This window comes from Paenibacillus massiliensis 2301065 = DSM 16942 (assembly GCF_000377505.1).
Lineage (GTDB): Bacteria > Bacillota > Bacilli > Paenibacillales > Paenibacillaceae > Paenibacillus > Paenibacillus massiliensis.
On the sequence record NZ_KB898185.1, the window covers coordinates 735648 to 750280 of the forward strand.

The following is a 14633-nucleotide window of genomic DNA, read 5'->3' on the forward strand; positions in this document are numbered from 1 at the left end:
AATAAAGGGCTTTGACTACGCTTGTGCTGCCTAATTCGTACAAAGCTTATGAGTCTGAGCCCATAGCCTAAATAGTTAAATTAAGAATCTACCGATCGAATAGAGTAAGCTTCTCTACTGCAGCCGTACGTGGCTGTGCTTTCGGAATCACATCAGGATATCCACCGTAGATCATTGCCACTACTTTTTCACCAGGCAAAATATCCAATTGCTCACGGAATTTAGGACCATACAGAAACGGCTTCGTTACCCAGAAGGTTCCGATTCCCTTGCTCCAGCCTGCAAGCATAAAATTCTGAACAAGCGCACTTACAGCCGCATAGTCCTCATCCCACACCAGCTGCCGCGGATCTTCCTTCATCACGACTACAAGCTGGAATGGATTATGCAATATCCCCTCTGCAAAGCGATTATTCTCCTCGCCAATCTCTGCAGAGATTGCATCGACCAAGCGCTGACGGCCATCTCCCGTAAAGAGCAAGAACCGCCATGGCTCACGAAGCTTATGATTCGGCGCCCATACAGCGACATCCAGCAGCTCTGTAATGGTCTCCGTCGGAATTGGATCTGGTTTGAACCTTTTAACTGTTCTCCGGTCACGAATGACATCCAGCACCTGCTCCGAGAATTTCACTTCTGTATTTGATTCTGAATTTGTGCTCATATGACTTCCTCCTCAAGTATCTATTCATACGATTTGGCTACACATAGCAGCTGCCTAAAGAATATCGAGTTATGTAGCTCCCAATCCTGCTTGACAGGCTATCGTATTCCAGAATACAGACTATTCAGACAGAATATCCTGTCATTATTATCTGACATGATCAACTATTCGCTTATAAACTTGAATTTAAATTTGAAATTAGATTCAAATGAGAACACTTCTCAATAATTAAACTATAGCTTCTCCCATTCCTCTTGTCAAACAAGCTTTATTTGATACGGTAACTAGTCGGTTTCAAGACAGGGGAATAAAAAAAGACTGACCATCCTGATGTAACTAAGGACAGACAGCCTGTGTGCTTCAAGGCTCATAATAATTGATAAAATTCATGAGTACAGAACCCAATGTCTATGGACTGCAATCACTTATATTGTTAGAACGCTGCATGTATATGTTCGGTCACCTGGGCTTTACCGTCTGGCAATAACTGTACAGCAATGACATCAAACCGTACAGGCCAATCCTGAACTCCCTTCATGTGCATGTAGATTGTGGCTACATTGCGAACTTGTGCCTGTTTGCGTACATTTACAGACTCAGTAGCAGTACCGTAAGCTGTACCTGAGCGACTACGCACCTCTACAAATACAAGTAAGCCTTCATCCTCTGCGATGATGTCGATCTCACCCCTTCTACAGCGCCAGTTGCGATCACGCAAGACATAACCCTGTTCCTGTAAAAAATCGACCGCCGTCAACTCACCCAAACTTCCTTTGTCACGTCTTGTGGCTCTAGCTCTGGGAGCAGAAATCCCCTGTCCATCCCACTCAAAGCTATTCATAGGATCTGTCTCCGGCCTGCTTATCCATCCGGTAAATATAAGTTAGTACCTCTGCTACAAGATGATACAGCTCTGTAGGAATCTGCTCATCTAGATCCAGCTTCGATAGCACTTCTACTAGGGCGGGGTCCTCCTGCACAGGAACACCGTTCTCTCGAGCCTTCTCCAGAATCGTCTCTGCTAGACGACCGCTTCCTTTAGCCACGACGACAGGAGCATCATTCTCCCCTGGTGCATATTTGAGAGCGACAGCTTTTTTCCTTGCCAGGGATGTTTGCTCTGACGAATCACTCATATTTTCACATCCACCCCTTTGTACGTCTGCGGAGCATATTCCTCCGCCACCCGCACAGGTGCATCCAATTCCTGCTCAGCTCGTACTGGCATCGGCTCTGTTCGTAAGGACAACAGCTGATAGCCGATGCCTGCCAGCCCTTCCGTGACGCTATCTCTACCGCTCTCCAGCAATGCCCCGGCCCATTCGCTATCATTGTGCACTTTGACACTAACGATACGATCCACTACCTGCACATCCAGTAGCGTCGGTCCAAGAGCATGCATGTCCAGATCGAACCATAGGCGGCAATTCGCCGGGTCCAGCTCGCCTTTCTTGCCACGCCGAGACTGAATCTGTACCGAGGCCGTCTCCTGTCCATCTGGGCCTATGAAAGGTATGAACAGATGCACCTGTGCAAATGGAGCTGTGCGATCCGTATTCAGCAGTAGCTGTTGACCTGTAAGGTGCTGGACCACCTGCTGTGCCGCCTCCCGCAGCGCAGGCGGCACATCGTCGCTGCTGCTCATCAGCTGCAGCAGCATTCCCTTGACTGTGGCAGCAGCATCCGCCTGCTGCCCATTCGCTGCCTGTGCCAAGCCAGGCAGCTCTCTTCCCGCCCCGCTTCCATTCGCGGGGCGAAGCACCTGCTGCTCGTGCTCTGCACCGAGCAGCTTCAGCAGCCGCCCTACCCACGGCTCCGCTTCGCGGGTGGGAGGCGGCTGCACTGCGGTCTCCGCGGTAGGCCTAGCGGAGACTTCTCCGGGCTGGGGCGCTTCGCCAGCCCGCCCGTTTGCCGCGCCTTGGCTATGCTCCGGCGCGGATGCTTGTGCTGGTGCCAATGGAGTAGGCACCAGTCCGCGCAGCTCCTGCAGCACCGTACGGAGCTGCTGAAGCTGCGCACCGGACTGCGGCGTTCCTGTAGCCGCAGCCGTCCCGTTGCCAACGCTGGCCTCTGCGCGTCCCGCTGCAGCCAGCCCTTGATTCGATGCACTATCGCCATCAGCCTGCTGGCTCTGAGCTGCTGCACCAGATGCGTTAGCAGCAATAACGCCTGTCATTGGGGCCCCTGCTGCCGTATTGCCCGTAGCTCCAGTCAGACCAGTAGCTCCACCAGCTGTCGTTACAGTCGTGCCCGTTGCTCCTGACTGTGACCCATTAACTGCCGGGCTTGCTCCGCCGGTTGCATTCCCTGCTGCCCCTGCTGTACCACCATTTACCTGCTGTGTTCCAGCCTGAACGGTTGTAGGAGCTCCTGAAGAAGCTAGCGGCTGTCCTTGACCTGTATTCCCTGCTCCCATACCAGTGGGAGCAGGGGCCCCAGCTGTTGCACCTGTTCCTTGAGGGGAAACATTACCAGTAGTCGCACCTGCACTTGCAGACGTACCTGTATTGGTCGTAGTCGCAGCGGTACTGCTCGGATTGCTCGGATTGCCCGTAATGCCTGAGCTTCCTCCAGCTACTCCTGCTTGTTGTCCGCCCATTCCCTGCGGTAAGCTCCCTCCACCAGTCGCAGCATTACCTGCTCCACCTGATGTTGGTGATCCATTTGCCGTACTGGTGTTGTTGCTTCCCTGCCGCAATGCCTGATCCACCAGCTTCTCCAGAGAAGTCAGCAGTTGATCAAGTGAAGGTCCGAAGATCGCCTGCTGAAGACCGGCAATGCTTTGTGGAGTCATGGGAAGTCCGCGCTGAAGAGCTACCGCCGCCGACTGGACAAGCGTATCCAACTTGGCTCCGCCTGGAAGTAACTGATTGGCAACCTCACGCAAGCTCTTGGCGTTATCCTGCGTCAGAGGAATGCCGTTACGCTGCATCAATTGAATAAGCTCACGATTGTCCGCAGTGTCTGGTAAGCCAACCGATTTCAGCACCTCTGACAGCGACACCGACGGCAATGGTAGATACGGGGATTGGGACAAAGGCTTGAGCACCGCCATCCCGTTCTCGCCGGGAGGCTGCACCTGTAGCAAGGTCGTCTGACCTGCCTGTAGCGGTGTCTCCAGCTTGGCCCGTACCTGTGCACCTTGGATTTGAATAACCGCTTCGTTGCCGTCATCGGATACCTGCATGACCGTGCCCCGCACGACCTGCCCCGTCTGCAGCTCCAGCTTTTTACTGTCTCCGGCTTTGGCATCTCCCATCAACCCGCGGATAACCGATCCGATGTTCATGGCCAACCTCCTTACATATCAGCATTAATATCATCTATATGCATACTGCAACATGTGCTAGAGCACGTTGTACAAATTGCTACCACACGGTGGGCCTGTCCTCATGTTGTCTTCTTGTATCTCTGTTCATTCGTTTCTTTTCTTGTATATATCGGTCATTTCAAGATAAGTTATGAGTCCGCTTACCAGAACGCGCCACTTCTGAATACAGACAGCCATCGCTTACAGCTGGATATAGGTAGCAGACAAGATGTTCTTCCCTACATACGTGATGACGTAAATTAAGTACCATTATGATGACGTACATTAAGTAACATATTAAGGTTCACTATCAGATCAAATTACAAATCAAACAGTGTAGGCTGCTCGGTCAGCAGACTGCCAAGGAAGCTTCTTCGATGCATCGGCGTTGGCCCCAGGGCCACAATCTGCTCTCTATGCAATTTGGTTGCATAACCCTTATGTATGGCAATACCGTATTCTGGATACTTGGCCTCCCATTCCGTCTGGCAGAGGCGGTCACGAGTGACCTTTGCGATAATGGATGCAGCAGCTATGGATTGACTGTTTGCATCCCCTTTAATAATGGATAATTGCGGGATATCAATCGCTACCTTCTCCGCATCGACCAGCAGATAATCGGGAGCTAGCTGCAAGCCTTCCACCGCCTGCTTCATGGCCAGACGAGCCGCTTGCTTGATATTGATCTCGTCAATCACCTGGGCACTCACGAAGCCGATCCCGACCGCTAATGCCTTGTCCATAATCTGCTCATAGTACATGTCCCGCTTCTTGTCGCTCAGCTTTTTGGAATCCGTTACACCCTCCAGCTCCAGCTCAGGAGGTAAAATAACGGCGGCAGCTACTACATCGCCGAACAAGCAGCCACGGCCTACCTCATCAATTCCGGCTATGAATTGGTAGCCTTCCTTCCAGCATTCACGTTCATAACGCAGCATTTCACTCATTACAGCACCCGCTTTACATATATTTCGACTTTCGACTTCATAATAGCCATGGCCCTACCATACTAGTTCCTGACCGAACTGATTATGTAACGATCAGGAGAGCACAGTCGTTATTGGACAACGGGAAGCCCTTGAAATACGATGGGTCCGCCCCATGCTTGCTGTTCATCTGCTCATCATCCTCGTGCAATAGAACAGCAAGCTTAACAGCCATCATCAAAGCTCTCCGCTTGCAGCGGCTTATATTTTCCAAGCTATTTTCATGGGGATATTCATATGGATACAGCCCATCTTAACATATTTATGAGTCCACATTACAGAGAACTTCTACCGCCAATTTCTGTCTAAGCGAATATCTGGCTGGCTACCAGTGGCTAGCTGGTATCTACAAGTGCTCTGCCCCTGCATCCTCGGTCATATACAAAAAAACCTTCCGCATCTCTGAATGAGACACGAAAGGTGCTTCCTCTCGCTTGCCTATAGCTTAGACCAACATGATGCGAGTAGCACACTAGATCTTCACATCACCTAGTAAGGTGACTCCAGTGTCAAGCGTCCCAGCTTGCCTGCACGCAAATCACGTAGAATTACCAGCGAAGCCTTCTCCAAGTCTACGTGTCCACCACTAACGATACAACCACGCTTGCGTCCTACCGCTTCCATAACCTCTACAATCTCGTTAGGGTTCTCAAGATCCTGCGGTTTCTCCGTTAACCCGTATCGCTCAGCCATCGTATCCCAGTAATATTGGACCAGGTATTTGACCCCGAAAAAGGCTACATCCTCAACGTTCAAAATCTCTTCCTTAATGGCGCCGGTTACAGCCAGACGATACCCGACATTTTGATCCTCGAACTTGGGCCACAGGATACCTGGTGTATCCAACAGCTCAATCTCGCCAATTTTGATCCATTGCTGCGCCTTGGTTACGCCAGGGCGATCACCCGTCGCTGCAATATTCCTGCCAGCCATGCGGTTAATAAGTGTAGATTTTCCGACATTCGGAATTCCTACAATGAGAGCCCGAATTGCTCGTGGATTAATCCCCTTCGCAAGCTGTCTGTCGATCTTCTCCTTCAGCAAAAGCTTGGCTTGTACAGGTATATCCTTAATCCCTGTTCCCGTCTGCGCATCGACCTGCAGTGCTGCATGGCCCTGCTCTTTAAAATATGCGATCCATTCCTGTGAGACCGCCGGGTCCGCCAAATCCGCCTTGTTCATGACAATCATCCGCGGCTTACCCTGCAAAATCTCGTCAATCATCGGATTACGGCTGGACAGTGGGAGCCTTGCATCAATTAGTTCGATAACCAGATCAATGAGCTTCAGCTTCTCCTGTATTTGGCGGCGCGCTTTGGTCATATGTCCAGGAAACCATTGAATCGTCACCGTCATCACCTCATTCTACAAGCCGTTAAGTGGCATGAAGCCATTCAACCGCTTATTCACTATGATTAATCCATTTCATATCTTTGATGGGCCAGAAAATAACATCAGCTCGCCCTACAATCTCATCCAGCTTGATGTAACCGATCCGGCGACTGTCTGTGCTGTTGGAGCGATTGTCTCCCATGACAAATATTGTTCCCTCAGGGACTTTATCGTCAGTTACCATTCCATTCGGGAAATCCATCAGGGAATTATACTCCCGTCCCTCTGCTTGAGCTTCCTCAACAGCCTCGTGAATATATGTCTCAGGAATAGGCTCTCCGTTTACCGTAACCTTATCCCCTTCTACTTTGACCGTATCTCCAGCGACAGCAATAACGCGCTTAATGAAGTCTCGTCCCTCTTCAGGCACATGGAATACGATGACCTCTCCACGCTTGGGTTCACGGATGCTATACAGAATTTCATTCACAATAACCCGTTCTCCGGTATGAAAATTAGGCTGCATCGATGGACCTTCCACAATGAATGGCTTGAACAAGAACCAACGGATCAAAAAGACAACAATCAGCGCTATTGCAATGGCCTTAACCCATTCCAGAATCTCATTCTTCTGCTTCTCGCCTGAATTCCCGCCTTGATGTACCGACTGCTCGCCAGCACCCTGCCCGTGTGGCTGCTCCATAGCTCAGACTGCTCCCTTCTTGTCGATTACTTGTACTCTATGTATCATGATTCGATTACGAGACCGCCTGATGAATCAGTACAGCCTCTCCGAACTTCTCCAGAAAAAAACGAAAGGAGCTTGTAATCAAGCCCCTCACGTTATTCGTTATATTAACGAATTTCTTTAATTCTCGCTGCTTTACCGCGCAGTTCACGAAGATAATAAAGCTTCGCACGACGCACTTTACCACGGCGAGCCACATCGATTTTATCGATTTTTGGGGAATGAAGCGGGAAAGTTCTTTCCACACCTACACCGTAAGAAATTTTACGAACTGTAAAAGTCTCACTAATTCCACCACCACGGCGCTTGATCACAACACCTTCGAACAATTGGATACGCTCACGAGTTCCCTCGATAACCTTAACGTGCACTTTCAAAGTGTCGCCAGGACGAAAGCTCGGAATATCCTTGCGAAGTTGTTCTTGAGTAATCGCTTGGACGATATTCATCTAGGACTCCCTCCTTCCGTACAGGTGTTCATGCATCTTCCAGAAACTCATCCGTTTCCTTCATCATCCACAGCGGACCACCGTATTACACACAACAGATGTATCATATCATGGAGGGCACCGTATTGCAACAACAATTAGAGGGACTTATATAATTTGTTGATTTTTGCTGGTGTATCCTTTCCTTTGAAGCCAGCCTATACTGACTCCCGCGTGAACTACATCAAGTCATGTATTTAATTATAGACATCTACCTGCACGATTACAAATGCCTGCAACAGCCGTCAAGACAGTCAGCTCTAGCGATGATCTACGACCTGAAATGTCTGACAGACGAGTAACAAATCCGGGGTAAACGTTATGCCATGAAGTCCTAATTCCCACGTGAAGAATTTGACGTGCTCTTGGTACCAGTAATCATAGCTCAAATCTCCCTCGCCCTCAGACCTTGCGAACTCGGCTGTGACATCCTTCATTTTGACCAAGTCTATGTTGGTATATTGGATGATTGCTAGCGGTTCATTGTCTCCATCCAATATAATCGCGTAATCATTCACTTGCGGGACCGGCTCCCCTTCAAGCTCATGGACACAATGTGCAGCGCATGTCCCTGTTTTGATGCCTTGAACGACCAAGCCTCCCAGCTCATCTCCCATTTCTTTGGAGCCATCTCCGAACATCCATGCTGGTGGGACACTGAGAGTCAGCCCATGTTCGCTGGCATATCTGTTCCAATATGATTCAATTGTATTCGTATTCATTCTATACCTCATCTTGCAATCACCAGTCTGATGATCATTTTGCGGATAAAGCTTAATCGTTGCTTACCAAAGTAGAACCCAACACCATAATCAGCTTATGAGCAGTATGAAGCCGTTACAAGTGGAGAGCCTTACTGATCACTATTAGACTCACTACACTTTCAAACGAAGTTATAAGCAGATACGACAGTTGGCTTGCACTCGTTGTACTAGGGTTTGCGCACGTTTCGCTAGTGGCTATACTTCCCAGGTATTCAACCTGAATTTATTCGATCAAGGCACTAGGTATTTTCCTGCTCCAGCTTACGCAGCCACTCCCGCTCCTTGGCCGTCAGCTCTGCCTGCTCTAGCAGCTCAGGCCGACGCTCCCACGTTCGACGCAAAGACTCCTGTCTCCGCCACTGCTCAATATTCGCGTGATGACCAGAGAGTAGAATGTCGGGTACCTTCCACCCACGGAATTCAGGAGGACGCGTATAATGTGGATATTCAAGCAGACCTGTGCTGAAAGAATCCGTGATCGCACTGCTCTCGTTACCCAGCACTCCAGGCAGTAGTCGCACTACACTATCAATGACTGTCATCGCTGGCAGTTCTCCGCCAGTGAGCACATAGTCGCCAATAGACAGCTCGTCCGTCACCAGATGCTCCCGAATGCGCTCATCGTAGCCTTCATAGTGCCCACAGACAAAGATCAGATGCTCTTCCCGAGACAGCTCCTCTGCCTTCTGCTGGGTAAACGTATCCCCTTGAGGACACATCAGAATGATGCGTGGCTGTCTTCCTTCCTGAGCACCCGGATTCTCCTGTTCATCCGCCTGCTTGCGTGCCAGCAAGTCCTCCACGGCGGCGAATATCGGATCTGGCTTGAGCACCATCCCTCCACCACCGCCATAGGGCGTATCATCGACGGTATTATGCTTGTTCGTTGAGTAGGCCCGGAAATTAACTGCCTCCAGCGAGACGATTCCCTTCTCTCTTGCCTTGCCGAGAATGCTAGTTCCGAAGACTCCCTCGAACATTTCCGGAAAAAGGGTCAATACATCCACTCTCATCTTACAATAGCCCTTCCATAAGCCGCACGGTTACACGCTTCTCAGACACATCCACCTGTAGAACAACCTCCTGGATATAGGGCAGCAGCAGATCCTTCCCGCTCTTCTGCTTCACTACCCATACATCATTGGCTCCAGGCGTTAGAATCTCCTTGATGGTACCGAGGAGTTCGCCTTCCTCAGTGAATACCTCACAGCCTACAATCTGATGAAAGTAGAACTCATCCTGCCCCAGCTCGCCCTGTCGATCCGCTGTAATCTTCAGCATGCTGCCTTTATATTTCTCGACATCATTGATATTTCCATATTCCTTGAATTTCACAATGACCATATTCTTTTGGAAACGTGAAGTCTCCACCGTCACAGGAATCGGAGCTCCCTGCTCAGAGACGATAAGAAGCTCACTTCCTTTTGCAAAACGGTCCTCGGGGAAATCCGTGGAAGACAATATCTTCAGTTCACCGCGAATGCCGTGCGTATTTACGATCTTGCCGACATTTAATAACTGTTGCATCTTGCCCCTCCTGCTCTTTCACGTTCTATTAACCGGACATAACATCTTCAGCATGTACGAAAGGGGGCTAGGACATTCATCCTAACCCCCTTTCCTATATCTTAAGATATGATATCAACGGTAACCCGTTTATCCATCTTAACTGCTGCTGATGTAACCACAGTACGAAGTGCTTTGGCGATTCGGCCCTGCTTGCCGATAACCTTGCCGACATCATCAGGATGTACAGCCAGCTCATAGACGACAAGCCGATCCTTCTCAACCTTCTTCACGGTTACATCTTCCGGATGATCTACTAAAGCCTTAGCAATGATTATCACTAATTCTTCCATTTATGACCCTCCGAATCAGCAACTATTTTTGCTGTCTAAGCTCATGGTGTTTTTTCATTACACCAGCTTTGCTCAGCAGGTTGCGAACGGTATCAGATGCTTGCGCACCGTTTTGCAGCCATTTCAGCGCTTTCTCTTCATCAATGTTAACAACAGCCGGTTGTGCAACCGGGTTGTAGTAACCGATTTCCTCGATAAAGCGACCGTCACGAGGGGAACGAGAATCAGATACCACCACGCGATAGAAAGGCGCTTTATGCGCACCCATACGTTTCAGACGAATACGAACTGCCATGAAATTCACCTCCTTCAAGAAATAGAATAGACTTGCTATATCATTCCACGCTCACTTCGGCATAAGCCAAAACGACGATCATGAACCTCTGATCATTATCTGAACGGGAAACGCATTCCCTTGCCCAGACCCTTAAGCTGCTTTAAAGCCTTTTTGTTCTTTGGACCCTTCGGTCCCATCATGTCTGAGAATTGCTTCATCATTCGGCGCATCTCGTCAAACTGCTTAATGAGTCGATTGACCTCAGCCAGCGACGTTCCGCTTCCCAGTGCAATCCGCTTGCGACGGCTGTGATTGATGAGATCAGGCTGCTGCTTCTCTTCAGTCGTCATAGAGTGCACAATGGCTTCGATGCGTCCCATTTGTTTGTCGTCCACCTTGATGTCCTTCATCTGCTTCATGTTGCCCATACCGGGAATCATGTCCAGAATCTGGTCGAGAGGACCTAGCTTCTTCACCTGATCCATCTGTTCAAGGAAATCCTCGAACGTGAATTCAGCGTTGCGCATTTTGCGCTCCATCTCTTTTGCTTTGTCGGCGTCTATATTAGACTGGGCTTTCTCAATGAGAGAGAGCATGTCGCCCATGCCGAGAATCCGTGAAGCCATCCGTTCGGGATGGAAGGGCTCCAAGGCATCCAACTTCTCACCCATGGAGGCGAATTTGATCGGACAGCCTGTTACAGCTTTGACCGAGAGAGCCGCACCACCACGTGTGTCACCATCAAGCTTGGTCAAGACTACTCCAGTAAGCTCGAGCTGCGTGTTGAAATGCTCCGCCACGTTAACGGCATCCTGTCCTGTCATGGCGTCTACGACGAGCAGAACCTCATCAGGCTGAACTACACTATGGATTTGCTTAAGCTCCTCCATCAGTTCCTCATCGATATGCAGACGGCCTGCGGTATCGACGATGACATAATCATGCCCGTTCTCCTTCGCATGCTGCATACCTTGTCTGGCAATCTCAACGGGGCTGGTCTGGTCTCCTAGCGAGAATACCGGCGCCTTGATCTGCTCTCCAAGGATCTGAAGCTGCTTGATAGCCGCTGGGCGGTAAATATCGCCAGCGATCAGCAGGGGGCGATGATTCTGCTTCTGCAGCAGCTTGGCCAACTTCCCTGTGGTGGTCGTCTTACCGGCACCCTGCAGACCTACCATCATAATCACTGTAGGCGGCTTGTTCGCTTTAGCGAGCTTTGCCTGACTTCCGCCCATCAGTTCGGTCAGTTCCTTGTTAACGATGTCGATAATGACCATACCAGGTGTGAAGCTGTCCATGACTTCCTTACCGACAGCCTTTTCCTTGACCTTCGCAATGAAGTCCTTCACTACCTTGAAGTTAACGTCCGCCTCAAGCAGAGCCAGTCGTACCTCACGCATGGCTTGAGCTACATCATCCTCAGATACCTTACCCTTGCCCCGCAGCTTGCTGAATACACTCTGAAGTCGGGTGGACAATCCTTCAAATGCCATACAGTCACACCTCCTCTTCCATGTTGTGACTACTCACCAGTGAGCCTCATCCCAACAAGCAGGTTACATTTCCTGCAAGCGACTCACGATGTCATTCATCTGCTGCAATGTCGCCTCATGCGGCATATCCGTCTGCGACATGAGCTTCGCCAGATGACCCTGCAGACGTTCAAGCTCTTCCGATCGCCGTTCATGTCTGGCTAGCAATCCAAGCTTCTCTTCATACATGTCGAGCACCTGCTCGGCACGCTTGATATGTTCATATACAGCCTGACGGCTGATTTCGAATTCTGCTGCAATCTCTCCCAGGGAGAAATCATCATGAAAATAATATTTGAGGAACATCTGCTGCTTGTCTGTCAGCAAAGGTTCATAGAAGTCAAACAGCAGGTTAATTCTGGTTGTCTTCTCGAGTCGATTCTCCTGACTCATTTTGGGCACCCCCATCGTCAAGGAAAAACACTTTACACTTCTTTTCAACGTTCCTTATCATACCTAAAAGAAATCCCGTTGTCAAGCATTTCTCCTTGTCACAATGAAATGACTTGAATTCCCTTAGCGTGAGCCTAGATTTTGAGCGGTGTCAGATAGAGCAGCACGGCAAAAAAGTGCAAAATGCTACCGCCTAATACGAACAAATGCCATACCGCATGATGATAAGGAAACGCCTTCCACACATAGAAGATCGTCCCGAGCGTATACATGATTCCTCCGCCTACCAGTAGCATGATTCCTCCATGCGGTATGGTGGCCACCAGCGGATTCCAGGCAATAACGATGAGCCAGCCCATCGCAATATAGAATGCTGTGGACATGAACAAAAAGCGCTTCGTAAAAAATACTTTGAATATCACACCAGCAACTGCAATTCCCCAAATAATGCCGAACAGCGTCCAACCCAGTGTGCCTCGTAGCGCCGTAAGCAGAAAAGGTGTATAGGTGCCAGCAATGAACAGATAGATACAGGAATGATCGAAAAATTCGAACAAATCCTTAACCTTTCCTTCTTTAAAGCTGTGGAGAAGCATCGAATTCGTATACAGCAGCAGCATCGTTACACCATAAATGGTGAAGCTCACGACATGCCATGCTGTACCTTGTGAACTGGCAAAGACAATCAGAAGCACAAGAGCCGCTACGCTCAGAGCCGCGCCAATCCCGTGTGTAATTGCATTAGCCAGCTCTTCCCGTCGGTTGTAAGTGTAAGTGTTAACCATACGAACCTCCCATTATTCTTGTCGATCAGGTATTTAACCAGGGTATTTTCGAGGTGTGCTTCACAGTGGCTTCCATCATTATACTATGTTACGGGCACACGGCGCACCTCGGCCCCATCCTGCCCTAGCTTACAAAAAAGGACCTGTGCTACACACAGGTCCAATATAACAATACATCAGCTAACTACAGCATACACAAGTACAACGTATGTTGACGTTATCTACATCCAATAGGTGTTATGGTTCACCTTAAGCTACAAGGCAGTATCCTTTTACGCAACTACGTAGTACCTGCATTCCATGTGCTCGCATGTGGTCACATGGATCGATTACACGGTCAAAAATCGCATATACTCCCGCTGTACGCGGCGGCAGTGTTATCAGGACTAGGAGTCCGAGGCATCCGCCGCCTCCTCGGTCGTCTCCTGTACAAGACCTGCGAACAGGGCATGTACGAACTGATCGGAGTCAAATGGCTGCAGATCATCAATCTTCTCGCCTAGTCCGACGAATTTGACAGGCAGGTTCATCTCCTGACGAATTGCAATGACGATGCCACCTTTGGCCGTACCGTCCAGCTTGGTCAGCACAAGACCTGTCACGCCGCTCTTCTCACCGAAAAGCTTCGCCTGGTTCAGCGCATTTTGCCCTGTCGTTGCATCCAGTACGAGCAGCACCTCATGCGGCGCATCCGGAATCTCCCGTTGAATGACACGGAAGATTTTGTTCAGCTCCTCCATCAGATTCGTCTTGTTCTGAAGTCTGCCAGCCGTATCGCAGAGCAGCACATCCACCTGACGCTGCTTCGCAGCCTGTACGGCATCAAACATTACAGCGGCTGGATCTGAGCCTGAATGCTGCTTAATGACCTCTACGCCTGCGCGTTGGCCCCATACCTCCAGCTGCTCGATCGCTCCTGCACGGAACGTATCACCTGCCGCCAGCATGACCTTCTTGCCCTCCTGCTTGAAGCGGTGAGCCATTTTACCGATTGTAGTCGTTTTGCCTACGCCATTAACCCCTACGAACAAAATGACGGTGATGCCATCTGGATTCGTCTTGAGCTCATTATTCTCCGTTCCGCGCAGCAGCTCAGACAGCTTCTCAGAGAGCACAGGCTGCAATTCAGCCGCATCCTCAATTCGACGCTTTCTCACCTCATCGCGCAGCTCTTCAATCAGATTCATGACCGTGTTCACACCTACATCGGCACCGATCAGAATCTCTTCAAGCTCCTCGTAAAATTCCTCATCGATCTTTCTGCGACGAATAATCAGATCCGATACCGCTTCCACTAGGCCCTTGCGCGTTTTCTCCAGACCATCCTTGAATTGCTTGGTAACCGATTCTGTCTTACTGGCAATGCTCTCTCTCAGCTTCTTAAAAAAACTCAAGCTTAGTCCCTCCGCTCTGATATCAACATTTTACATCATTCATGTCATGTAGCTAGAAAGCCCTTTGCTTTCTGTGGCTTTCTAGCTTTTCGCTAATGACT

General features: G+C 49.7%; 18 protein-coding genes. All 18 read right to left on the reverse strand.

Annotated features, from left to right (window positions below; translation table 11 throughout):
• Positions 1-88 precede the first annotated feature (88 nt).
• A complete protein-coding gene (locus D328_RS0103245) occupies positions 89-664 on the reverse strand; it encodes a nitroreductase family protein (RefSeq protein ID WP_018883519.1) in 576 nt (191 codons plus the stop codon).
• Between the two features lie 433 nt (positions 665-1097).
• Positions 1098-1505 carry a YraN family protein gene (locus D328_RS0103250; RefSeq protein ID WP_018883520.1) on the reverse strand — a complete coding sequence of 136 codons (408 nt, stop codon included), beginning with the start codon at positions 1503-1505 and terminating at the stop codon, positions 1098-1100.
• Positions 1498-1800, reverse strand: coding sequence for an EscU/YscU/HrcU family type III secretion system export apparatus switch protein (locus D328_RS0103255; protein ID WP_018883521.1), 303 nt, complete (start codon positions 1798-1800; stop codon positions 1498-1500). The genes D328_RS0103250 and D328_RS0103255 overlap by 8 nt, the downstream gene beginning before the upstream one ends.
• On the reverse strand, positions 1797-3953 hold the full coding sequence (locus tag D328_RS0103260; protein WP_018883522.1) for a hypothetical protein: 2157 nt from the start codon (positions 3951-3953) through the stop codon (positions 1797-1799). The genes D328_RS0103255 and D328_RS0103260 overlap by 4 nt, the downstream gene beginning before the upstream one ends.
• A 341-nt stretch (positions 3954-4294) precedes the next feature.
• Positions 4295-4921, reverse strand: coding sequence for a ribonuclease HII (locus D328_RS28280; protein WP_018883523.1), 627 nt, complete (start codon positions 4919-4921; stop codon positions 4295-4297).
• An 82-nt stretch (positions 4922-5003) separates the two neighbouring features.
• Positions 5004-5138: a hypothetical protein gene (locus D328_RS31725; RefSeq protein ID WP_018883524.1), complete on the reverse strand. Its 135-nt coding sequence runs from the start codon at positions 5136-5138 to the stop codon at positions 5004-5006.
• Positions 5139-5449: 311 nt separating this feature from the next.
• Entirely contained in the window at positions 5450-6310 is an 861-nt protein-coding gene (ylqF, locus tag D328_RS0103275) for a ribosome biogenesis GTPase YlqF (RefSeq protein ID WP_018883525.1), read from the reverse strand.
• A gap of 52 nt (positions 6311-6362) precedes the next feature.
• A complete protein-coding gene (gene lepB, locus D328_RS0103280) occupies positions 6363-6995 on the reverse strand; it encodes a signal peptidase I (RefSeq protein WP_018883526.1) in 633 nt (210 codons plus the stop codon).
• A gap of 152 nt (positions 6996-7147) precedes the next feature.
• Positions 7148-7489 carry a 50S ribosomal protein L19 gene (gene rplS, locus D328_RS0103285; protein WP_018883527.1) on the reverse strand — a complete coding sequence of 114 codons (342 nt, stop codon included), beginning with the start codon at positions 7487-7489 and terminating at the stop codon, positions 7148-7150.
• Between the two features lie 299 nt (positions 7490-7788).
• Entirely contained in the window at positions 7789-8250 is a 462-nt protein-coding gene (locus D328_RS0103290; RefSeq protein ID WP_018883528.1) for an ASCH domain-containing protein, read from the reverse strand.
• 281 nt (positions 8251-8531) lie between these two features.
• Positions 8532-9305: a tRNA (guanosine(37)-N1)-methyltransferase TrmD gene (trmD, locus tag D328_RS0103295; protein ID WP_018883529.1), complete on the reverse strand. Its 774-nt coding sequence runs from the start codon at positions 9303-9305 to the stop codon at positions 8532-8534.
• A gap of 1 nt (position 9306) precedes the next feature.
• Positions 9307-9819, reverse strand: a complete 513-nt coding sequence (rimM, locus tag D328_RS0103300; protein WP_018883530.1) for a ribosome maturation factor RimM — start codon at positions 9817-9819, stop codon at positions 9307-9309.
• 101 nt (positions 9820-9920) lie between these two features.
• On the reverse strand, positions 9921-10151 hold the full coding sequence (locus D328_RS0103305; RefSeq protein ID WP_018883531.1) for a KH domain-containing protein: 231 nt from the start codon (positions 10149-10151) through the stop codon (positions 9921-9923).
• A 22-nt stretch (positions 10152-10173) separates the two neighbouring features.
• The gene (gene rpsP / locus D328_RS0103310; protein ID WP_018883532.1) at positions 10174-10446 is read right to left on the reverse strand and encodes a 30S ribosomal protein S16; all 273 of its coding nucleotides are present in this window, start codon (positions 10444-10446) and stop codon (positions 10174-10176) included.
• A gap of 95 nt (positions 10447-10541) precedes the next feature.
• Positions 10542-11921: a signal recognition particle protein gene (gene ffh / locus D328_RS0103315; protein WP_018883533.1), complete on the reverse strand. Its 1380-nt coding sequence runs from the start codon at positions 11919-11921 to the stop codon at positions 10542-10544.
• Positions 11922-11984: 63 nt separating this feature from the next.
• Positions 11985-12353, reverse strand: a complete 369-nt coding sequence (gene ylxM / locus D328_RS0103320; RefSeq protein ID WP_018883534.1) for a YlxM family DNA-binding protein — start codon at positions 12351-12353, stop codon at positions 11985-11987.
• A gap of 134 nt (positions 12354-12487) precedes the next feature.
• Positions 12488-13138 (reverse strand): PAQR family membrane homeostasis protein TrhA, encoded by a 651-nt coding sequence (trhA, locus tag D328_RS0103325; RefSeq protein ID WP_018883535.1) that lies wholly within the window; start codon positions 13136-13138, stop codon positions 12488-12490.
• Between the two features lie 386 nt (positions 13139-13524).
• Entirely contained in the window at positions 13525-14532 is a 1008-nt protein-coding gene (gene ftsY / locus D328_RS0103330) for a signal recognition particle-docking protein FtsY (protein ID WP_018883536.1), read from the reverse strand.
• Positions 14533-14633 lie beyond the last annotated feature (101 nt).

Coding starts and splice junctions, on each gene's coding strand:
- D328_RS0103245 (WP_018883519.1), bottom strand. CDS start 664: ATGAGCACAAATTCAGAATCAAATACAGAAGTGAAATTCTCGGAGCAG.
- D328_RS0103250 (WP_018883520.1), bottom strand. CDS start 1,505: ATGAATAGCTTTGAGTGGGATGGACAGGGGATTTCTGCTCCCAGAGCT.
- D328_RS0103255 (WP_018883521.1), bottom strand. CDS start 1,800: ATGAGTGATTCGTCAGAGCAAACATCCCTGGCAAGGAAAAAAGCTGTC.
- D328_RS0103260 (WP_018883522.1), bottom strand. CDS start 3,953: ATGAACATCGGATCGGTTATCCGCGGGTTGATGGGAGATGCCAAAGCC.
- D328_RS28280 (WP_018883523.1), bottom strand. CDS start 4,921: ATGAGTGAAATGCTGCGTTATGAACGTGAATGCTGGAAGGAAGGCTAC.
- D328_RS31725 (WP_018883524.1), bottom strand. CDS start 5,138: ATGATGGCTGTTAAGCTTGCTGTTCTATTGCACGAGGATGATGAGCAG.
- lepB (WP_018883526.1), bottom strand. CDS start 6,995: ATGGAGCAGCCACACGGGCAGGGTGCTGGCGAGCAGTCGGTACATCAA.
- rplS (WP_018883527.1), bottom strand. CDS start 7,489: ATGAATATCGTCCAAGCGATTACTCAAGAACAACTTCGCAAGGATATT.
- D328_RS0103290 (WP_018883528.1), bottom strand. CDS start 8,250: ATGAATACGAATACAATTGAATCATATTGGAACAGATATGCCAGCGAA.
- trmD (WP_018883529.1), bottom strand. CDS start 9,305: ATGAGAGTGGATGTATTGACCCTTTTTCCGGAAATGTTCGAGGGAGTC.
- rimM (WP_018883530.1), bottom strand. CDS start 9,819: ATGCAACAGTTATTAAATGTCGGCAAGATCGTAAATACGCACGGCATT.
- D328_RS0103305 (WP_018883531.1), bottom strand. CDS start 10,151: ATGGAAGAATTAGTGATAATCATTGCTAAGGCTTTAGTAGATCATCCG.
- rpsP (WP_018883532.1), bottom strand. CDS start 10,446: ATGGCAGTTCGTATTCGTCTGAAACGTATGGGTGCGCATAAAGCGCCT.
- ffh (WP_018883533.1), bottom strand. CDS start 11,921: ATGGCATTTGAAGGATTGTCCACCCGACTTCAGAGTGTATTCAGCAAG.
- ylxM (WP_018883534.1), bottom strand. CDS start 12,353: ATGAGTCAGGAGAATCGACTCGAGAAGACAACCAGAATTAACCTGCTG.
- trhA (WP_018883535.1), bottom strand. CDS start 13,138: ATGGTTAACACTTACACTTACAACCGACGGGAAGAGCTGGCTAATGCA.